The following is a 20,567-nucleotide window of genomic DNA, read 5'->3' on the forward strand; positions in this document are numbered from 1 at the left end:
TATATTTGATAAAACTAAGCTTGTTTATTTGCCAGTTGCCCGCAGGCCGCATCAATATCCTTTCCTCTACTTCGCCTTACTTTTACCACAATTCCACTTGCTTCTAATGCTTTTATATAAGCATTTGTCGCTTCCTCTGAAGCTTGCTGGAATTCGCCGTCATCAATAGGGTTATATTCTATCAGGTTTACTTTACAAGGAACATATTTACAGAATTTCACTAGTGCATCAATAGACTCTTTATTGTCATTGATATCTTTCCAAACAACATATTCGTAGGAAATTTTGCTTTTCGTTTTTCTGTACCAATATTCCAATGATTCTCGTAAATCAGCCAAAGGGAAGTTTTTACTGAAAGGCATAATTTTAGAACGAATCTCATCAATTGCAGAATGAAGCGATACTGCTAACTTGACTTTCACATCATCATCGGCTAGTTTTTTTATCATTTTAGGCACTCCTGATGTCGAAACCATAATTCGCTTAGGAGACATTCCTAAACCTTCTGATGAAGTAATCATTTCGATTGCTTTCATCATATTATTATAATTCATGAGCGGTTCTCCCATTCCCATAAAAACAATATTTGACAAAGGGTGATTGAAATACAAACGACTCTCCTTATCTATAGCCAATACCTGATCGTAAATCTCACCTGGCTCTAAATTTCTCATTCTTTTTAATCGTGCAGTAGCACAAAAATTACAATCTAGGCTACAACCCACCTGGCTAGAAACACAGGCTGTTGTTCTGGTATTAGTAGGGATCAAAACAGATTCTACTACTAAACCATCATGCAAACGAACTGCATTTTTAATGGTTCCATCGTCAGAGCGTTGAATCGTATCCACTTTAATGTGGTTGATGACGAAGTTGCTTTCTAACATCGCACGTGTTTCCTTAGAGATATTAGTCATATCCTCAAAACTGTGAGCACCCTTGCTCCATAGCCATTCGTATACTTGATTCCCGCGAAAAGCTTTATCCCCATGGGCAACAAAAAATTCACGTAATAATTCTTTAGATACGGCTCGTATGTCTTTTTTCTCAATTTGCATGCTGCAAATTTAATGACTATTTCTTGATTTGTTGTTTTGATAATTTAATAACTTTACACCAAATTGAAAAAACCCGTACAAATGCACTTCATTTCCCAAGAGTTAGAAGATTATATCGAGCAACACTCTGAAAAAGAACCTCAATTATTAGCGGCTTTAAATAAAGAAACCTACCAAAAAATTTTATTGCCTCGCATGTTAAGTGGGCATTTTCAAGGACGTGTTTTGAGTATGCTAGCCAAGTTGATTCGTCCAGTGAACATTCTCGAAATCGGAACGTATACGGGCTATTCTGCTTTGTGTTTGTGTGAAGGAATGCAAGAAAACGGAACACTGCACACTATTGACATTAAAGAAGAACTGGTTGACTTCCAAAGAAAGCATTTTGACAAGTCGCCTTGGGGACAACAAATCATACAACACCTAGGCGAAGCAGTAGATATTATACCAGCACTGGATGTAAAATTTGATTTGGTATTTATTGATGCTGATAAGGAAAACTACATTAACTATTTCAACATCATTTTGCCAAAAATGAATAAAGGAGGAATTATCCTTTCTGACAATGTCTTATGGAGCGGAAAGGTTTTAGAACCGTTACACCCAAACGACATAAGCACAAAAATACTGGTAGAATACAATGCATTATTAAAAAACGACCCAAGAGTTGAAACCGTTTTACTTCCCATTAGAGATGGCTTAACGGTAAGTAGAGTACTGTAGCTTTTGATTTTTAGCCCAGATGGAAATAAAAATCCTTGTGGATGAAAGTGAATTTTTTCTAAACAAAAAAGAGCGCCCAACGGAAGCTCCTTTATTGTTATTGAAAAAACCATTTTTCAGTCATAAGATTGAAATGAACAGCTGGAATTGCTCCTGAAAATTAAAGCGGAAAATACCTTTTTTGGACTGCTTGATACACTTTAAACACTGAATATCCTGAAAATATCCCGAATAAATATCCACATAAAATATCTATTGGATAATGTAAGCCCAAGTAAATTCTACTATAAGCGAAGACTAGTGGCCATAAAAATAATAAGTAGCCGTATTTGTAATGACGGTATATAACGCTATAAATAAATGTGGCAACTGCCATACTATTTGCAGCGTGACCTGAGAAAAAGCTAAAGGAAGTACGACTTTGAACTACTCGAATTATTGTATTGATATCTGGGTTACTGCAGGGGCGCAGTCTTTGAAATCCATTTTTAAACAAGTTAGTTACCTGGTCAGTGAATGTAATTAAAACGGCTATAGCCAAAATAAAATACAAGGTTTGCTTGGCTCCCAATTTTTTATAAATAAAAAATAACAACACCAGAAAGAAAGGAGTCCAGTAGAGCTGTTGGGTGATTATTAACCAAAGGCCATCATACCTTTCTGATCCTAACCCATTCAAGTATATGAGTAATTCAGTATCTAAAGAAAGAATTTTATCTAGCATTATTTACTGCGCTTTACCGGTCCTGTAATATCTTCTATATCCTCCTTAACTTTAGTAGCCTGAGTAATAGAATCACCCATAAGGTCATTCTTAACTTTATCAATCTGGGTATTAAAGTTACCCGTCATATCTGACAAAGATTTTGCATCAAGACCATTAGCCTCTACACCTTTTTGAATTTCACTTTTTATGTCGTTAGTCGCATGTTTTAATTGTGCCATCGCTTTACCCATAGTTCGAGCCATTTCTGGTACCTTATCCGAACCAAAAAGCATTAGTACTATAAACAATATAAAAACTAACTCTCCTCCTCCTATACCAAACATAATTATTAATTTTAATTGCTGCAAAGATACCAAATTTAGAATCCTTGTCTTTTAAATTTTTCATAAAAAAAAAGACTCAAAATTGAGTCTTTTTTTTATACTTATTACTTAGTCAAATTTACTTTTCACTTCTCCTTTTGGCCAAGTGTTATTAGTCACATCGATATCTGCTGTTTCTAATTTAGGGTCAATTTGAATTTTTTTGATTGCTTTCTCAGTAGCATATACCTTTTTAGCACTCTCGTTATTTTTTCTCCAAATTTGAGCTGGATATTTGAAATTCTCAATTGTACCATCCTCGTATGTGATTTCAACTAGTATAGGCATAATCATTCCGCCTGGTTTATTGAACTCTACTTCATAGAAGTATTTCGGAGATTTAAGACTTCCTTTTTCTTCAGCTGTAAGCGTACTTACATAATCTGAAAGCAATTTAACATCCTCTATTTTCAGTGCTTTCTTTTGATTTGATTTTAACTCTGCATTGTTCTCTGCAACTAAATAAACAAATGGCCCTTTATCTAAACCAAAACGACCTTTTCTAACCTTAGCGTCTTTTAAATCTTTTGTAGGAGTTTCAGAAACATAATATTGTTTCACTTCTTTAATACCAATATCTACAAAATCAGTAGAATAAAACCACCCTCTAAAAAACCAATCAAGATCAACAGCTGATGCATCTTCCATTGTTCTAAAAAAGTCTTCCGGAGTAGGATGCTTGAATTTCCAACGGTTTGCGTAAACTTTAAAAGCATAGTCAAACAATTCTCTACCCATTATCACTTCTCTAAGGATGTTCAATCCTGTCGCAGGTTTTCCGTATGCATTATTACCAAACTGTATGATACTCTCTGAATTTGACATGATAGGTTCCAAGAAATTTTGATCCCCACTCATATAAGGCACAATATTTTTTGCAGGACCTCGTCTTGAAGGAAAATTAGTCCCCAACTCATCTTCTGCCATGAATTCCATAAAAGAGTTTAATCCTTCATCCATCCATGTCCATTGACGTTCATCTGAATTCACAATCATAGGAAAAAAGTTATGTCCTACTTCGTGAATCACAACACCCATCATCCCGTTTTTAATTTGTTCGCTTGTCACTCCATTTTCATCAGGACGACCAAAATTCCAACAAATCATAGGGTATTCCATTCCTTGATCTTCTGCAGAAACGGAGACCGCCTTAGGATAAGGGTAATCAAAAGTATGAGAAGAATAACTTTTTAATGTATGCGCTACTGTTATTGTTGACGTTTCTCCCCAAAGCGGATTTGCTTCTTTAGGATAGATTGAAACTGCCATTGTCGTTTTAGTACTTAATTGAACAGCCATTGCGTCAAGAATGAATTTTCTTGAAGTCGCTATACCAAAATCTCTAACGTTTTTAGCGCTAAATTTCCATGTTTTTTTCTTGTCAGAAAATCCTTTTTCAGCAGCCTCTGCTTCAGCCTGAGTAACAATTACTACAGGTTTATCAAATGTTTTTTGAGCTAACTCATATCTCTTTACTTGAGCAGGCGTAAACACTTCGCTTCTGTTCATCAATTCTCCTGTTGCCTCCATAACGTGATCTGCAGGAACAGTTATGTTAACATCAAAATCTCCGAATGGGACAGCGAATTCACCACTTCCCCAAAACTGCATATTTTGCCAACCTTCGACATCATTATAAACTGCCATCCTAGGATAGAATTGAGCAATTACATAAATCTTGTTTCCTTCTTTTTCGAATAATTCATATCCAGAACGACCACCTTCTTTCTGGTAATTATTGATGTTATACCACCATTTAACTGAAAATGAAATTGAAGTACCTGGCTTCAATGGAGAAGCCAAGTCGATTCTCATCATCGTATGATTGATCGTATAAGTCATTGGAGCGCCTTTGACATCTTTAACATACTCAATATTAAACCCACGGTCTAAATCTTTCTTTAAAAATTTATCGGCAAAATTAGAAGCCGGAAAAGTTTGTGTAATTCTCTCACTTTCAGCTAGAGGAGATTCAGAATCTTTAGCCGCTTGATTTTGATCCAATTGTACCCATAAATAATCTAGATTATCTGGCGAATTGTTATAGTAAGTAACCGTTTCAGAACCACTTAATTTAGCGTTTTTATCATCTAACTCAATGTCGATTTTATAATCTGCTTGTTGTTGATAATAAGCTGGACCAGGAGCTCCTGCAGCGTTACGAAACATATTAGGTGTTGCCAATAAATCGTACATCTGACTGAACTTATTCGTATCGTACTTACCTGATTGCTTTGGAGTTACCGTTGCTGCTTTTTCTTGAGCAAATAACATTGCCGGAAGAATAAAAAATAATGTGATTTTTTTCATGGATAGAATTCGAATTATTTAAGTGCGTGAAAATACTGTTTTTTACCAAATAACGGTTATTTAATCAGAATTTTAACATTCGTTTAGTTGAGGAAGCGGTAAAAAGAAAACTCTGTTTCTTCCCTAAAATAGTGAAGTGAGTAATGTTTTGCTGCTCTGCATCCCAATCAACCAAGACAGCATTATAAACTTCTAAGGTTTTTAATTTAGAAACATCTTTTATACTTGAATAACAAATAAGAACATCCCCTTCTAATTCTTTGCTTAAGAAATTAATAGGCCTAGATTGTCCGTTGATTTTTACTGTAAAGTGTTCCGATAAATATTTTTTAAGTAAAACCAGATCTTCGGGAGATTCTTTGTCTGTTCCCAAATAAAGCTTCTTATTGTATTTTTTTTCTAAAGCTTTGTTCAAGTCATCCGCAAAAATTCTCGAGGTAATTTGTAACATTTCCTTTTCGGGCGCATAATTAATTTGATACACCGCTACATAAAATTTATGAAATCCAAAAGATGTTAAGCTCAGGAAGAAGATTCCAAATAAGAGATATAATATTGTTTTTTTCATATTGCAAAAATAGCAATTCTTTTTTACTCTTAGTTTACTGTAGCAAGAAAATCAAGAAGTTGAAATTAATTCCAGTTCTAAAAGCAAAATCCGCTTTGGAAGCAACCATAAAAAAAGTACACCTCTACTATCTATCTAAAAAGTGGTTATTTTCTTGTATTCTTTATTTTTTGTGATTAGAAAATCCATAAGTTGAAATTCCTCACTAGGCTGCATTAACATTCTTGATTTTGGATCGTTCTCACAAAAAACAAGAAAGAGTTTAATCTCATCATCTTTTAAATCCAACGTATTAGCAAAAAATGAATAATTAACTTTTTTCAAAACAAGCTCTGAGAAGCTTGTATCTTTATAAAAGTCGATTTTTTCAGGATTGTTTCTTCGCAATATTTTTACAACATCTTTGTATATCCTAACAAAGTCCGTCCCGTACTCAATACTTCCATCTCGCGGCATCGCTGTGTTTTTTAGCGCAGATTTCTCATCACCAAAATACATCAAATCGACATATTTTTGAGAGCCTCCGGCAACTGGATTAAGTTCTTTTTTAGCTGCGATTAACACTTCCTTCAATTCATTTGTAAACACTTCAAGTGTTACAACAAATTGAGGGGTAATAAAATCTTTTTCAGACAGTACAATTTTTTTAGATTTAAATGTCAAACTAGAAAAAACTAAAGTATCATTCACTTTAGCCATAACAGTAAAAAAACCGTATTGATTGACAACTGCACCAGTTTTTGAATTAGCATCAAAAACAATTACATTTTCAACTGGCGCCAAATCATTCCTAACCTGACCTCTGAACGCTTGTCTAGATTCTATTTGGCCAAAGCATAACTGACAAAACAACGATAATACTAATATTTTAATTTTCATTTGCTATAGTTTTATTGTATTTCTTGGCTAAGGTAATAATCAGAAACTGAGACAATGTTTTGTTTCTTGAATTTAAAGAGGCCACTAAATCGCTGTCCTCAACACAATAATATTGAAATCCTCGAACATACTCTTGAGGAATACTTAATGTTTCCGTATAATATTCAGGTGAAAAAAGATAGTCTAACCTCATCAACATTTGTTCTTTATACTCCACTGCAACTTCTTTTTTAAGCATGGCTTTTCGTCCTGAAATAGCATTCAAAAGTCCGTCGATACCTCCACCGGAGGTCGCAGTATAAAACTTCCTTTCGGCAGCAGTGTATTTCTTTTGTCCAAAAGGAATAATTCCTAAATTCTCTGCGCTTATCTGAGTATTTTCATCAATAACAACCTCCTTTAAATCAATACTTTCAGAAGTCATTTGAATTGAAACAATATCAGCCGACAAATCGTTTTTATCAACTCGTCTACGTAAAGTTACGAGATTTACCGCAGAAAAAACTAAAATATCCCCTTCTTTTGCAAAAAGAAAAAACAATCCATCTTTATCGGAAGCTGTCGACCGCTCTGTCGTTAAGTTTATAATATTCACACCTTCAACAGAAACTGAATCAAAACTTATTTTTCCATGAATTCTTTTAGAATCCACACTTTGCCCCGAAACAACTTGGAAAAGTAAAATTACAAACAAGATAAAAGTACTATTCGTTTTCACAGGCAATGATTTCGTTATATTTTATAGCTAATTCCCCTAATAAGAATTCAGTTGTCACTTTGTTTTGTGATTCTAAGATTACAGTGAATTTCTCATTATCAACAGCATAATATTCAAATCCTTTAACGTAGTCTGCGGGAATCTTCAGCTTATCTACGAAATGACTCCTGTCAAACATGGCGTCCAATTGTCTCAGGTAAAACTCCTTCTTCTCTATTTTAACTTCTTTTTTAAGCATGGCTGTTCTACCAGTCAGGAAATTAATCAAAGGATCTGCAGAAATTGATCCGCCTGCCATTCCGCCTGCACTAGCAGAAGCATTCAACCCAGTTGCAGTTTTTAATTTTCTTTCCGCAGGAGTGTACGCTTTTTGGTTCGCCGGAATAATCCCTAAGGAAACTGCATTAATGTTATCGTAACGTCGAATTACAATCTCATCCAACTGGTTCATGATCGGTTCCATTTTTACAAAAAAAAGTCCTTTTCCAAAATCTCCAGATGTCAAAACAATTCGCCTACTTTTATATTGCACTGCCGAAAACAGCAAAGTATCCCCAGCTACCCCATCTATCTCAAAGTAACCTTCATCATCTGTAATCACCGCTTTTTCAGTGGTTAAATTTATCACATATATTCCATCGACATTAAAGCCATCTGCATTAATTTTCCCTTTTAGTTCAGTAGAAAAAGATTCCTGAGCCAAAGCTGCAGTCGTAAAAAGCATTATAAAAAAAAATCTAAACCCTACCATCGCACTTATTTATGTAGCCAAATTATTGTCAAGCCGTAAATATATCCTAATCCCTTCCAAATTAATTACTAAGGACTTGATAAAAAAAAGTTAATAAAAAACGAAAAACACAAAAATAAGAAACCCGATTTTATACCTTTAGCCAGAATAAAACAATACAAAAAATGAAAAATATTATCATTGCAAGCACATCTACCCTGCACGGTAGTGACTACTTAGAATACCTATTACCCGAGTTAAAAATCCATTTTAAAAACTGCACAACGGTACTTTTTATTCCATACGCAAGACCTAGTGGCATTTCACATGAAGAATACACAGCAAAGGCTGCTTCGGCTTTCGCCAAAATAAATATAGCAGTAAAAGGAATTCATGAATTTGATGATGCTGTATCGGCCGTTGAAAACGCGGAAGGGATCTTCACAGGCGGAGGAAGTACTTTTGTATTGGTGTCCCAACTGTACAAAAATAACATCATGATCGCTCTTGCAGAAGCGGTAAAAAAAGGAACTCCTTACCTAGGAACAAGTGCAGGAAGCGTTATTTGCGGACTAAGTATGCAAACTACTAATGATATGCCTATTGTTTATCCGCCAAGTTTTAAAACCTTAGGACTAATTCCTTTCGACCTTAATGCACATTATCTAGACGCCGACTTACAATCAAAGCATATGGGCGAAACGCGCGATACCAGAATAAAAGAATTCCATGCCTATAATAGCATTCCTGTTTTAGGATTGCGAGAAGGAAGTTGGCTAAAAGTAGATGGCGATAAAATAATAGTTAAAGGAGAGCTATCCGCGAGACTTTTTATACAGAACCAGACGCCTGAAGAACTTGAAACCGGAACTGACATCAGTTATGTCAAATAAAAAAGCCGAAACAATTAAGTTTCGGCTTTAAAGAGCGAAAGACGAGGCTCGAACTCGCGACAACCAGCTTGGAAGGCTGGAGCTCTACCAACTGAGCTACTTTCGCATTAACAGGGTGCAAATATACAAACTAATTCGAACCAACGCAAGTTTTATTTAAAAAAAATTAAAAACCTTTATTTTGCGAAATTAAAAATGATCAAAGTACTATTTTCAACCCTCTTCGAAATGTATAAAAACAACTCTAATGTATCAATAAAAAAGCCGAAACAATTAAGTTTCGGCTTTGAAGAGCGAAAGACGAGGCTCGAACTCGCGACAACCAGCTTGGAAGGCTGGAGCTCTACCAACTGAGCTACTTTCGCATTACTGTGGTGCAAATATAAATAATAAGTTGGCTTTGAAACAAGTTTTTTGATGAAAATTTCATGAAAAAAATACAGTTTAATTATAACCGTTTTAAAATTAAATTGTTACACCTTTTATTATTTATTCAATAGGGTTCCTTTTTTCAAAAAAGTAACATTCACGGCGGTCTTTTTCATAAAACAAGCTATTGTCTTACTTAGTAAACTCATTATAAATTGTCAATTTGATGCTGCCGATTTAAAAAAACTTCCCTTTTTACTTATTTTTAAAGGAAATAGTAAGACACCTACTTGCCTTCTATATTGAATCCAACCCATAGTTTAAAGAAGCCAGTCAAACTTAAATACAAGAAATAAGCACTTTCGAAAAAGACCTTCGACATAGAAAATACAAGAGAACAGATCGATCTATTTCTAAAGACGCCCAGGGAAAGCATAGGAAATTATTATGCCTAACAAATCTCACATAAAAAAAAGACGCCGTTTGTAGCTTTACAAACGGCGTCTTTTTTTTGTGTATTGACTAAATTTATGAAACTAACTTAGAAGCTATTTTATAGCTATCTGAAGGATAATAAATAAACAAACAAGACTTATCTTTAATCGTTTGTATTATCTCACTCGATAGATTCATTGGAAGTGCGGGACAACCCAAACTTCTTCCTAGTCGTTTATTGTTTTGTATAAAAGAATTAGAAACATAATCTGCTCCATGAATAACAACTGCTCTTTCTCTGGCATTACTGTTAATACCTTGTTCTAAACCATCTAATCTAAGTGACTTCCCATGTTTCCCACTGTATATTTCACCGGTGGCATAAAATCCTAAACTACTTTTGAAAGATTCAGCTGAATTTGAAAAACTAGTAGCAAATTCATCTCCAGTATTTCTTCCGTGAGCAACTAAAGAATTATATAAAATTGTATTCGTAGTAAGATCAATAACCCAAAGTCTTTTAGCGTTAGACGACATACTAAAATCGATCAAGGTCAGTATATTTTTATTAACTAATCCTTTTTCTTTTAATAAGTAGAAACCCTTTAAGGCTTCTGTAAAACTTTCTAATTTAGGTAGTGCAAATTGATTTGAATGAAGACTGTTATAAACCGCTTCTTCATTACTTTCGGAAGTGGTTTTTATCACCTTAGCAACTTCTATTTTTTTCTCACTAGTATCAGAAAAAAATAAATTACTTGTAGAAATAGAAACAATCATTAAAAACAGGGCTGGAAATATTTTATAAATCATTGATTTTAATTATGTTAAATGATAGATTAAGGATTACAAAAGTATTAAAATTATTTGAAAAAGAAAACCAAAGTCTGTTTTTAAGGAATCTTTAACCATTATTAATCAAATACATGACACTTAAAAATATATCACAGAACTTGATAGTTATGTTAATTTTACTACTTTTGTTTTAACCAAATCACAATTCATGCCAAAGTTCTATTGTTATATTTTACTTTTTTCCGTTTTATTTAGCCTAGACACTTATTGTCAGAAAAAGACTCTTTTTGCAGAATCCACTACTGAAACCATTATTATTGACGGCAAAGCCAATGAACAAGCATGGATTACAAATGCTAACATCGCCACTGACTTCATCATGTTTGAGCCTGACAACGGTAAACCTATCAATGAAAACAAGAAGACAGAAGTAAAGGTTTTATACGACAATGATGCGATTTACATTTCGGCCATTTTATATGACAACGAACCTGACAAAATTCAAAAAGAAATAACGAATCGTGATGTATTTGGTGTATCTGATCACTTTTCTGTTTCCATAAACGGATTTAATGATGGTCAGCAAGATTTTAGATTTTTTGTCAGCGCAGCTAATGTTCAAATGGATTGTTTAGCAACTGAAGCTACTGAAGATTTCTCCTGGGATGCAATCTGGGAAAGCAAAGCCACTATCACAAATTTCGGATGGGTAGTTGAAATGAAAATTCCTTATGCTGCCTTACGCTTTAGCAATGCACCAAAACAAACTTGGGGATTGAACTTTATGCGCGAAATAAAACGTGACGTTCAAAAATATACGTGGAACCATGTCAACACTAAAATTGGCGCTGTTATTACTCAAGCAGGAAAACTCGAAGGCATAGAAAACATTAAACCTCCGATACGACTTTTCTTTATCCCTTATGTATCCGCATATTATCAAGAAGATGATTATACAGCCGATAGAACTTTAAAAGGAGGACTTGATATCAAATATGGTATTAACGATTCTTTTACGCTAGACGCTATTTTAATACCTGATTTTGGGCAAACTAAATTTGATAATGCCATATTAAACCTCGAACCATTCGAACAAAGACTGGATGAAAACAGACCGTTTTTTACAGAGGGAACTAATTTATTCAACATTGGTAACATATTTTATTCCCGAAGAATTGGTGGAGCGCCAAGCACCTACCCTAATGTAGCGGCAGATGAAGAAGTGACTAACTATACCAGCTCTGTAGATTTAATTAATGCCGTAAAAGTATCAGGGAGGACAGAGAAAGGCTTAGGTATTGGTTTCCTTAATGCTATTACAGAAAAAACATATGCAACAATAGAAAATACTGTTACTGAACAAAGACGCAAAGAGGTTATAGAACCACTAACTAATTATAATGTATTAGTATTAGACCAACGTTTTAATCAAAATTCGTCTGTGTCATTTGTTAATACCAATACAACCCGAAACGGAAGCTTTAGAGACGCAAATGTTTCCGCCTTATTATTTGACTTAAGTACCAAAGCAAATTCCTATAACCTATATGGTGATTTCAAATACAGTGCTATAAATACCACCGAAGATTATGATGGATTTAAATCATCTCTAAATTTCGCCAAAACAAGCGGTAAATACCGGTATTCCTTTTCAGGAAGGTATACCTCAAAAAGCTATGACAACAATGACTTAGGAATTAATTTTTATACTAATTTCTATAATCTGTATAGCAACCTAAGTTACAGAATAGTAAATCCTACAAAAAAATTCAACACCTTTAAATTTCAAAATGAATTCAGTGTCCTATATGACAATACTACAGGCAAACTTCAGGAGGGATATTACAAACCTACAATAAAGGCTACTTCAAAGCGCAATCACTATTTTGAGTTTGGTTTAGACATAAAACCATTTGAAGCATATGATTTTTATGAACCTAGAGTTGACGGCCGTTATTTACAATTACCGAAAAGTATAGGCGAGTATCTGGGTGTAGAATTCAATAGGAACAACGCTTTTACTTTTGATTTTACTCAAAGTATTGCAAAATACGACCAAGAAGGAAGAATTAATTACGGATTTGCAATTGGCCCAAAGTACAGAGTTAACGACAAGTTTTCAATCTATCTTGTGGCTGATTATTTGCACAAAACAAATGACTTGGGTTGGGTGGGTTTTGAAAATTCTAATATCATAATTGGTAAAAGAAACAGAGAAATATTGCAAAATGACCTGACTGGTAAATATGCTATCAACAATAAGATGACTCTTAATCTAACAGCTCGTTACTACTGGTCTTATTCAGATAATAAAGCCTTTTTTACTTTACAAGACAATGGTAAATTATCCCCAAATAGCACTTATATATTAAATAGAAACAGAAATTTCAACTCTTGGAATCTAGACTTCTCTTACTCATGGTGGTTTGCGCCCGGAAGTGAATTATCTATCTTATACCGCAACTACGCTCAAGAAGGCAGCAATAATGTTGAAAAAAGATTAAACACAAACCTTAAAAATGTGTTTGAAAGTAATATGACTAACATACTGTCTGTAAGCGTTCGTTATTTCATTGATTACAATGTCATTAAGCATAAAATTTAAAATTTATACAATTAAAGTGTAACAATCTGTTTTGAAACTTGTCTACTACCTGAAGTCTTTTTTTAGTTCTGCATTTTATAACATGCTAAACCTATAAAAAATGGCTTTCGATTGCTTTAGTTTCATTTACAGATAATTTTATGAAAAACCTTTTTTTGATCTTGTTCTTTTTAGCATACACTTTTGTCTACAGTCAAAAAAAAGTTTTACAGACTAAGTTCACTTCAGAGACTATAACTATTGACGGAAAATTAGATGAACCCATTTGGAAATCCGTTTCTATAGCGACAGATTTTATCATGTTTCAACCTGATAATGGCAAACCAATTCCAGAAAATAAAAAAACTGAAGTAAAAGTTCTATATGACAATGATGCAATCTATGTCGCAGCTGTGTTGTATGATAATGAACCTAATAAAATTCTAAAAGAAATTTCACAAAGAGATGATTTTGGAACCTCAGACGTTTTTGGCGTTTTCATAAATGGTTTTAATGATGGACAACAAGATTTTCAATTTTTTGTCAATGCTGCTGATGGGCAAGGTGATTGCATCACAACAGATTCTAATGGCGAAGATTATTCCTGGGATGCTGTTTGGAAAAGCAAAGCCGTCATTACTGATTTCGGCTGGGTTGTTGAGATGCGAATTCCCTACGCAGCGTTACGTTTTTCGAGTGAAAAAAAACAAACTTGGGGCTTGAATTTTTTTAGAGAAATTAGAAGAGACCGACAAAAATACACCTGGAATTTTATTGATTCAAAGATTGGATCTTTCACCCAACAAACAGGAACTCTTGAAGGAATTGAAAACATAAAACCCCCTACGAGATTATTTCTTTTACCTTACTCCTCCTTTTATGTAAATGCTAATGGTCATCAAAAAACAATAGGAACCCTTAAAGGCGGGATGGATATAAAATACGGAATCAATGATGCATTTACGTTGGATGCGATTTTGATTCCTGATTTCGGGCAAACAAAATTTGATGACCAGATACTTAATTTAGGGCCATTCGAACAACAATTTAATGAGAATAGATCGTTTTTTACTGAAGGTACCGACCTATTCAGTAAAGGAGACTTACTATACTCCCGAAGAATTGGCGGTAGACCCAATAATCAACCAACAGTTGCAGAAAATGAGACCATTATCGAAAATCCTTCCAGCGTAGATCTAATCAATGCATTAAAAGTATCTGGAAGAACAAAAGGTGGCCTAGGAATAGGTATTCTAAACGCGGTGACAAAAAGGACATTTGCGACAATTGAAAACAAAGACACTAAAGAAACAAGAAAAGAAGAGGTTGAACCTCTGGCAAATTACAATGTACTTGTTTTAGACCAGCGCTTTCACAAAAATTCATCAGTTTCATTTATCAACACAAATGTTACTAGAAACGGAAGCTTTCGTGATGGAAATGTATCTGCTTTAGTTTGGGATTTAAACACCATGAAGAACACTTACAACCTTTCTGGAAACTTTAAATACAGCTATGTAAATGACATTGCGGATAAAAAAGGAGTGTATACTTCTCTAAATTTTGGAGATACTAGCGGCCAGTACCGTTACAGCATCGGAGGGGATTTAGTAACGAAAGATTTCGACAATAATGACTTGGGAATCAACTTTCAAACAAACTACTATAGTCTATACGGTAATGTGAATTATAGAATTTTAAATCCGACGAAATTTTTTAATAGTTTTAGAATAAACTATAATCTCTACAGCCAGTTTCATAAAGAAACAGGGAAAGTTCAAGGAAATAATATTAATCTAAATGTAAATATTGACACTAAAAAGAATCACTACGTCGGTTTTGGTGTTAATATAGCTCCCGTTGAATCGTATGATTTTTACGAAGCAAGAGCAGAGAATAGATATGTAATTCTGCCTGAAAGCTATGGTGCCTGGCTGTACATATCTACAAATTATAATAATAAATTTGCATTTAATTTCAATCCAAGCTATTCTATTTTTAATGAAACAAAAAGGAGAACTTATGAACTCACATTAGGCCCCAGATACCGTTTTAACGATAAATTTTCCCTGAACTATAGCTTTGACTTCTCGAGAAGAAACAACAATAGAGGCTATGTAGACAGCGTAGATGAAGATTTAAACACATCAACTCCAGAGACTATTATTTTTGCAAACAGGAATGTCATTACTTATGCTAACAGCATTTCTGGAAAATACTCCATAAGCAGTAAAATGAATTTCAATGTGGCTGTTCGCCAATATTGGTCCTATGCGGAGAATAAGAATTTCTTATCTCTAAAACAAGACGGTAGACTAACTGATTATGAAAATTACAATACCAATAAAGATTCCAGTTTTTACTCCTGGAACTTTGACCTTTCCTATTCTTGGTGGTTTGCTCCGGGGAGCCAAGTTTCTGTTTTATATAGAAATAATGCCGCAGATTTTGACAGAACCATCAATAAAGACTTTGGAAAAAATGTTACAAATTTATTGAACAATGAGGCCTTGAATCACACGTTTTCAATAAGTGTGAAATATTTCATTGATTATAATAGCATAAAAAACAAAATCTAAGGTGCGTTAATTTTAAAAAAAGAGCCGTTCCGTAACAAAATTAACATTATTTGGGTACGTTCTTTCCTGAATACATAATAGTGATTTTGTTCGCTACTAAGATTTTAGAAATACTTTATCTTTGTTTAAAATAAATTATAATGAACAAAAAAGTAATACTTATGATATTAGATGGTTGGGGAAAATCCCCTGACCCTAAAGTATCTGCAATCGACAACGCAAATATTCCGTTTATAAATAGTCTTTATAAAAACTTCCCAAGCGCCCAACTTCGAACCGACGGTTTAAACGTAGGTTTGCCGGAAGGTCAAATGGGAAATAGTGAAGTAGGACACATGAATCTTGGTGCAGGACGAATAGTTTATCAAGATTTAGCCAAAATAAACCTGGCTGTCGCCAATAAAACTTTAGCCAAAGAGCAAGTACTTAAAGATGCCTTCCAATATGCTAAAGACAATAATAAAAAAGTGCATTTTTTAGGATTGGTTTCAGATGGAGGAGTCCACTCTCATACCTCACATTTAAGAGGTCTGATTGATGCAACCCAAGACTATGGATTGAACGAAGTTTTTGTACACGCCTTCACTGATGGTCGTGACGTTGATCCAAAATCAGGAAAAAAATACATTCAAGATCTTGAAAATTATATAGCAAACACTTCTGTGAAAATAGCTTCCATAATTGGTAGATATTATGCCATGGATCGTGATAAGCGCTGGGAAAGAGTAAAATTGGCCTACGACCTATTGGTAAACGGACAAGGAACACATTCACATAATCCAGTAGCAAGTATCGAAGAAAGTTATGCTAACAATGTGACAGATGAATTTATCCATCCTATTGTAATGACTGATGCTGCTGACAAACCACTGGCTACTATTGAAGATGATGATGTTGTTATTTTCTTTAATTTTAGAACTGACAGAGGTAGAGAATTGACCGAAGCCCTTTCTCAGCAAGACTTTCACGAAGAGAACATGCACAAATTGAATTTGTATTATGTAACTCTGACTAATTATGATGAATCATATAACAATGTAAAAGTCGTTTACAACAAGGATAACATTACAGAAACCTTAGGAGAAGTTATAGAAAAAGCTAATAAAACCCAAATTAGAATTGCCGAAACAGAGAAGTACCCTCACGTTACTTTTTTCTTTTCAGGTGGTAGAGAAATTCCATTTAGAGGTGAAAAAAGGATATTGAAAAATTCTCCAAAAGTGGCTACTTACGATTTACAACCGGAGATGAGTGCATTTGAATTAACTGATGCCTTAGTTCCAGAACTAGAAAAAGGAGATGTCGATTTTGTTTGCCTTAATTTTGCTAATGGCGACATGGTAGGTCATACCGGAATTATGAGTGCAGCAATCAAAGCATGTGAAGCAGTTGACAAATGTGTCGAAAAAGTAATTACAGCGGCATTAGCTAATGATTATACCACGATTGTAATTGCCGATCATGGAAACTGCGAAACGATGATTAACCCTGATGGAAGCCCAAATACGGCGCACACTACTAACCCTGTCCCTATTATTTTAGTAGACAAAGAATTGAAAGAAATTCACAATGGGGTTCTAGGTGATATTGCTCCAACTATTTTAGAATTAATGGGAATCGAAAAACCAGCGGTTATGACACAGCATTCTTTGCTTTAGAATAACTACATAACAACCTCATTTTAAAGGCTATTCAAATTGAATAGCCTTTTTTATAGAAATAACCTAGGTATTACTATTATTATTAATAGTAATACTATTATATTTGCAATTATTAACATCAAAAAAAAGTACTGTGAAAAATTTACTCTTTCAATGTTTGATTATAACGCTTCTATTTAATATCAATAGTAATGCTCAAAACACTACTTCACTCTCAAACCCTGAGACGATTATTCGTCTTGATTTAAGTAACAACAAAATTGATTTAGAAAAAGTAGACTTCTCTAAGTTTGTTAATTTAGAATATCTAAGTTTAAAGGATGATCATTTAAAAGAGCTACCTAAAGAATTGTTCTTACTGAAAAAATTAAAAACCTTAGATTTAAGTGGAAACGATTTTAAGGTGCTACCTAAAGACTTTTCAAAACTTAAAACCCTTGAGAATTTGTATCTAAATGATGAGAAAAACTTAGACTTACCTCAATCATTGGACATTTTAGCAAAGTTGCCAAATCTAAAATCGTTATATCTCGATAATGATCGAATCAATTATATGCCTAGTGAAATGTTAAAACTTCAAAATTTAGAGTATTTGAGTTTGCGTCAAAATGAATTAAAGGAATTCCCGAAAAACATTAATTCTTTATCTCACTTAAAGCATTTATATTTGAATGAAAATAGCGTACCCCTTGACAACGTAGAACTTAAAAATATTAATTTTGGTTTTGAAATCGATTTTTAAACGTAAAAAATTCAAATGCATAATTTAATCACAAATATAAAAATTCAAATTTCAGATAAAATCTTTGTAAAAGATCCTGAAACATCAGCTCTTGGAAAAAAGATAATTAAAGAAAGTATCATTTTAATAGATGAGATAGGGTTTGACAACTTTACTTTTAAAAAATTAGGCGAACGAATTGGCTCCAATGAAAGTTCGATTTACAGGTATTTTGAAAACAAGCACAAACTGCTGGTATATTTGTGTTCGTGGTATTGGAGTTGGATTGAATACAAAATGGTTTTCAAATTGACTAATATTGACGATCCTATGGAGCGCTTAAAACGAGCTATTGTTATTGTCACTGAAAAAATAGTTGATGATGAAAGAACAGAACATATCAACGAAAGGATTTTAAATAGAATTGTCATTATAGAATTCACTAAAACCTTGTATACTAAAGAGGTTGACGAAGAAAATAAAGTTGGTTATTTCATAATTTACAAAAGACTAATCAATAGAATGGTCGCTATAGTAAACGAGATCAACCCTGATTATCCTTTTGCAAAAAGTCTAATTTCGACCGTTGTAAAAGGTTCTTTGCACCAACATTTTTTGAAAGAACACCTATCGACTATTACCGATTGTAACGAACAAGTTTCCCCTACAAACTTTTTTATGGATTTAATCAATACCATATTAATAAAAGAATAAATAGAAAATGAACGTAGTACACCATGCAATAGTAGCCAATACAAATTATACAAAAGAAAAAAATTAACAAGCAGCATATATGAAACCATTAAAGCGATTTTATAATTTACTTGAATTAGATAAGAAAGATGTTTACCAATTGTTTTTCTACGGAATCCTCTCTGGAGTAATCAGTTTATCGCTACCTCTAGGAATACAAGCCATAACTAATTTTATTCAATCTGGAAGAGCGAGTGCTTCTTGGATTGTTTTAATTGTTTTGGTTGTTTTTGGTGTAGCACTAGTTGGGGTTCTTTCGTTGATGCAGTTGCGTATAATGGAAAACTTACAACAAAAAATATTTATTCGATCCTCCTTTGAATTTGCAGTTCGATTACCCAAAATAAAATTTGAAGAATATTACAATACCTATCCGCCAGAACTTGCCAATCGCTTTTTTGATACTTTAATGATTCAAAAAGGAACAGCCAAATTGTTAATCGATTTTTCAGCAGCCATACTACAGATTATTTTTGGAATCATACTATTGTCTTTGTACCACAATTATTTCATCATTTTTGGAATATTATTATTGTTATTACTATACTTTATATTTAAATTCTCATACAATACTGGATTAGAAACAAGTATGAAAGAATCAAAATACAAGTATAAAGTTGCTGGATGGCTACAAGAAATTGCTCGAAATAATTCTAGTTTTAGAAATAATTTACATCATGATTTTGCACTGAATAAAAATGACCTGTTAGTTTCAGATTATCTAAATTATAGAGAGAAACATTTCTCAGTAATTAAAACTCAATTTAGCCAACTGATCATTTTCAAAATAATAATAACTGCTAGTTTATTATCTATTGGAGGGTATTTAGTGTTGTCACAACAAATGAATATTGGCCAATTTGTTGCCGCAGAAATCATCATTCTATTAGTAATCACATCAGTAGAAAAAATAATAATAGGTCTTGAAACACTTTACGATGTTTTAACATCAGTTGAGAAAATAGGTTTAATAACAGATATGAAACTCGAAGAGGAGTTCACCGTAGATTATGATAATTGCTATACTTCTATCGCTTTAGAAGTTGAACATGTAAGCTTTAAATTTCCAGATTCAAAAAATAAAATTTTAAACAACATCAACTTAAATATTAATCAGGGCGAACGTATATTTGTAGATGGAGCAAACGGTTCTGGAAAAACAACCTTGATACGCATACTGTCAGGATTAATTCAGCCTAGCCATGGTTCAATCTCTATCAACGATAATAGCTTTAAGAAAATCAATCTCAACCAATTCCGATCTCAAATAGAAAGTATCACATTCGGAGAAACTCCATTTGAAGGGACTGTGATTGAAAATATCACCTTTAAAAACAACGCAGTATCAGAAGAAACTCTAAAATGGGCTATTGAAGGAATGCAGTTAAAAGAATTCATAAAATCTCTACCACAAGGATTAGACACGCCTCTTTTTCCAGAAGGAAAACAATTGTCATCGTCTAATGCTCAAAAAATATTACTAGCTAGAAGTATTATCAGTAAGCCTAAGATTTTGTTCTATGAAGACCCTACAGACAACATGGACGACAAAGTTGCAAATGCAATAATCGATTTCATTACTGCCAAAGAACACCAATGGACCATTATTGTATCGTCAAAAAATCAGTACTGGAAAACCAAGTGTAGCAGAAATCTCACCATGGAAAACGGACAAATTATCTTAGATTTAAAAAAATAACTG

17 protein-coding genes and 2 tRNA genes are annotated in these 20,567 nt (G+C 33.5%); 8 read left to right on the plus strand and 11 right to left on the minus strand.

Annotation, left to right across the window (positions count from 1 at the left end; translation table 11 throughout):
• Positions 1-14: 14 nt before the first annotated feature.
• On the minus strand, positions 15-1,058 hold the full coding sequence (gene rlmN, locus AAC069_RS01835; RefSeq protein ID WP_339918821.1) for a 23S rRNA (adenine(2503)-C(2))-methyltransferase RlmN: 1,044 nt from the start codon (positions 1,056-1,058) through the stop codon (positions 15-17).
• An 81-nt stretch (positions 1,059-1,139) separates the two neighbouring features.
• Between rlmN and AAC069_RS01840 the strand changes: the two genes are divergently transcribed.
• On the plus strand, positions 1,140-1,781 hold the full coding sequence (locus AAC069_RS01840; protein WP_339918822.1) for an O-methyltransferase: 642 nt from the start codon (positions 1,140-1,142) through the stop codon (positions 1,779-1,781).
• A 160-nt stretch (positions 1,782-1,941) separates the two neighbouring features.
• Here AAC069_RS01840 and AAC069_RS01845 read toward each other — a convergent pair whose 3' ends face one another.
• The 7 genes from AAC069_RS01845 to AAC069_RS01875 all read right to left on the minus strand — a co-directional run bounded on the left by AAC069_RS01845 (position 1,942) and on the right by AAC069_RS01875 (position 8,069).
• On the minus strand, positions 1,942-2,505 hold the full coding sequence (locus AAC069_RS01845) for a phosphatase PAP2 family protein (protein WP_339918823.1): 564 nt from the start codon (positions 2,503-2,505) through the stop codon (positions 1,942-1,944).
• A complete protein-coding gene (locus tag AAC069_RS01850; protein WP_339919017.1) occupies positions 2,505-2,831 on the minus strand; it encodes a twin-arginine translocase TatA/TatE family subunit in 327 nt (108 codons plus the stop codon). The genes AAC069_RS01845 and AAC069_RS01850 overlap by 1 nt, the downstream gene beginning before the upstream one ends.
• 108 nt (positions 2,832-2,939) lie before the next feature.
• A complete protein-coding gene (locus AAC069_RS01855; protein WP_339918824.1) occupies positions 2,940-5,180 on the minus strand; it encodes a M1 family metallopeptidase in 2,241 nt (746 codons plus the stop codon).
• A 64-nt stretch (positions 5,181-5,244) separates the two neighbouring features.
• On the minus strand, positions 5,245-5,748 hold the full coding sequence (locus tag AAC069_RS01860) for a DUF6702 family protein (protein ID WP_339918825.1): 504 nt from the start codon (positions 5,746-5,748) through the stop codon (positions 5,245-5,247).
• A 135-nt stretch (positions 5,749-5,883) separates the two neighbouring features.
• Positions 5,884-6,627, minus strand: coding sequence for a hypothetical protein (locus AAC069_RS01865; protein ID WP_339918826.1), 744 nt, complete (start codon positions 6,625-6,627; stop codon positions 5,884-5,886).
• A complete protein-coding gene (locus tag AAC069_RS01870) occupies positions 6,617-7,345 on the minus strand; it encodes a hypothetical protein (RefSeq protein WP_339918827.1) in 729 nt (242 codons plus the stop codon). Before AAC069_RS01870 ends, AAC069_RS01865 begins: the two co-directional genes overlap by 11 nt.
• Positions 7,332-8,069: a hypothetical protein gene (locus tag AAC069_RS01875; RefSeq protein WP_339918828.1), complete on the minus strand. Its 738-nt coding sequence runs from the start codon at positions 8,067-8,069 to the stop codon at positions 7,332-7,334. The genes AAC069_RS01870 and AAC069_RS01875 overlap by 14 nt, the downstream gene beginning before the upstream one ends.
• Positions 8,070-8,260: 191 nt before the next feature.
• On the opposite strand from AAC069_RS01875, the gene pepE reads away from it, so the two are divergent.
• Positions 8,261-8,968 (plus strand): dipeptidase PepE, encoded by a 708-nt coding sequence (gene pepE, locus AAC069_RS01880; protein ID WP_339918829.1) that lies wholly within the window; start codon positions 8,261-8,263, stop codon positions 8,966-8,968.
• Between the two features lie 33 nt (positions 8,969-9,001).
• Here pepE and AAC069_RS01885 read toward each other — a convergent pair.
• From AAC069_RS01885 to AAC069_RS01895, 3 genes are all read right to left on the minus strand, one after another.
• Positions 9,002-9,074, minus strand: a tRNA-Gly gene (locus AAC069_RS01885).
• 186 nt (positions 9,075-9,260) lie between these two features.
• Positions 9,261-9,333 (minus strand) — tRNA-Gly (locus AAC069_RS01890).
• 532 nt (positions 9,334-9,865) lie between these two features.
• The gene (locus AAC069_RS01895) at positions 9,866-10,585 is read right to left on the minus strand and encodes a murein L,D-transpeptidase catalytic domain family protein (RefSeq protein WP_339918830.1); all 720 of its coding nucleotides are present in this window, start codon (positions 10,583-10,585) and stop codon (positions 9,866-9,868) included.
• Between the two features lie 190 nt (positions 10,586-10,775).
• Between AAC069_RS01895 and AAC069_RS01900 the strand changes: the two genes are divergently transcribed.
• The 6 genes from AAC069_RS01900 to AAC069_RS01925 all read left to right on the plus strand — a co-directional run bounded on the left by AAC069_RS01900 (position 10,776) and on the right by AAC069_RS01925 (position 20,564).
• Positions 10,776-13,172: a DUF5916 domain-containing protein gene (locus AAC069_RS01900; protein WP_339918831.1), complete on the plus strand. Its 2,397-nt coding sequence runs from the start codon at positions 10,776-10,778 to the stop codon at positions 13,170-13,172.
• 140 nt (positions 13,173-13,312) lie between these two features.
• Positions 13,313-15,730: a DUF5916 domain-containing protein gene (locus AAC069_RS01905; protein ID WP_339918832.1), complete on the plus strand. Its 2,418-nt coding sequence runs from the start codon at positions 13,313-13,315 to the stop codon at positions 15,728-15,730.
• A gap of 140 nt (positions 15,731-15,870) precedes the next feature.
• Positions 15,871-17,388, plus strand: a complete 1,518-nt coding sequence (gene gpmI / locus AAC069_RS01910) for a 2,3-bisphosphoglycerate-independent phosphoglycerate mutase (RefSeq protein ID WP_339918833.1) — start codon at positions 15,871-15,873, stop codon at positions 17,386-17,388.
• Between the two features lie 136 nt (positions 17,389-17,524).
• Complete coding sequence (locus tag AAC069_RS01915) at positions 17,525-18,133, plus strand: leucine-rich repeat domain-containing protein (protein WP_339918834.1); 609 nt, start codon at positions 17,525-17,527, stop codon at positions 18,131-18,133.
• Positions 18,134-18,148: 15 nt separating this feature from the next.
• The gene (locus AAC069_RS01920) at positions 18,149-18,826 is read left to right on the plus strand and encodes a TetR/AcrR family transcriptional regulator (RefSeq protein WP_339918835.1); all 678 of its coding nucleotides are present in this window, start codon (positions 18,149-18,151) and stop codon (positions 18,824-18,826) included.
• Positions 18,827-18,905: 79 nt separating this feature from the next.
• On the plus strand, positions 18,906-20,564 hold the full coding sequence (locus AAC069_RS01925) for an ATP-binding cassette domain-containing protein (protein WP_339918836.1): 1,659 nt from the start codon (positions 18,906-18,908) through the stop codon (positions 20,562-20,564).
• Positions 20,565-20,567 lie beyond the last annotated feature (3 nt).

It is taken from the genome of uncultured Flavobacterium sp., from assembly GCF_963974175.1.
Classification (GTDB): domain Bacteria; phylum Bacteroidota; class Bacteroidia; order Flavobacteriales; family Flavobacteriaceae; genus Flavobacterium.

Coding starts and splice junctions, on each gene's coding strand:
- gpmI (WP_339918833.1), top strand. CDS start 15,871: ATGAACAAAAAAGTAATACTTATGATATTAGATGGTTGGGGAAAATCC.
- AAC069_RS01905 (WP_339918832.1), top strand. CDS start 13,313: ATGAAAAACCTTTTTTTGATCTTGTTCTTTTTAGCATACACTTTTGTC.
- AAC069_RS01840 (WP_339918822.1), top strand. CDS start 1,140: ATGCACTTCATTTCCCAAGAGTTAGAAGATTATATCGAGCAACACTCT.
- AAC069_RS01900 (WP_339918831.1), top strand. CDS start 10,776: ATGCCAAAGTTCTATTGTTATATTTTACTTTTTTCCGTTTTATTTAGC.
- AAC069_RS01855 (WP_339918824.1), bottom strand. CDS start 5,180: ATGAAAAAAATCACATTATTTTTTATTCTTCCGGCAATGTTATTTGCT.
- AAC069_RS01875 (WP_339918828.1), bottom strand. CDS start 8,069: ATGCTTTTTACGACTGCAGCTTTGGCTCAGGAATCTTTTTCTACTGAA.
- AAC069_RS01895 (WP_339918830.1), bottom strand. CDS start 10,585: ATGATTTATAAAATATTTCCAGCCCTGTTTTTAATGATTGTTTCTATT.
- AAC069_RS01850 (WP_339919017.1), bottom strand. CDS start 2,831: ATGTTTGGTATAGGAGGAGGAGAGTTAGTTTTTATATTGTTTATAGTA.
- pepE (WP_339918829.1), top strand. CDS start 8,261: ATGAAAAATATTATCATTGCAAGCACATCTACCCTGCACGGTAGTGAC.
- AAC069_RS01920 (WP_339918835.1), top strand. CDS start 18,149: ATGCATAATTTAATCACAAATATAAAAATTCAAATTTCAGATAAAATC.
- AAC069_RS01865 (WP_339918826.1), bottom strand. CDS start 6,627: ATGAAAATTAAAATATTAGTATTATCGTTGTTTTGTCAGTTATGCTTT.
- rlmN (WP_339918821.1), bottom strand. CDS start 1,058: ATGCAAATTGAGAAAAAAGACATACGAGCCGTATCTAAAGAATTATTA.
- AAC069_RS01925 (WP_339918836.1), top strand. CDS start 18,906: ATGAAACCATTAAAGCGATTTTATAATTTACTTGAATTAGATAAGAAA.
- AAC069_RS01860 (WP_339918825.1), bottom strand. CDS start 5,748: ATGAAAAAAACAATATTATATCTCTTATTTGGAATCTTCTTCCTGAGC.
- AAC069_RS01845 (WP_339918823.1), bottom strand. CDS start 2,505: ATGCTAGATAAAATTCTTTCTTTAGATACTGAATTACTCATATACTTG.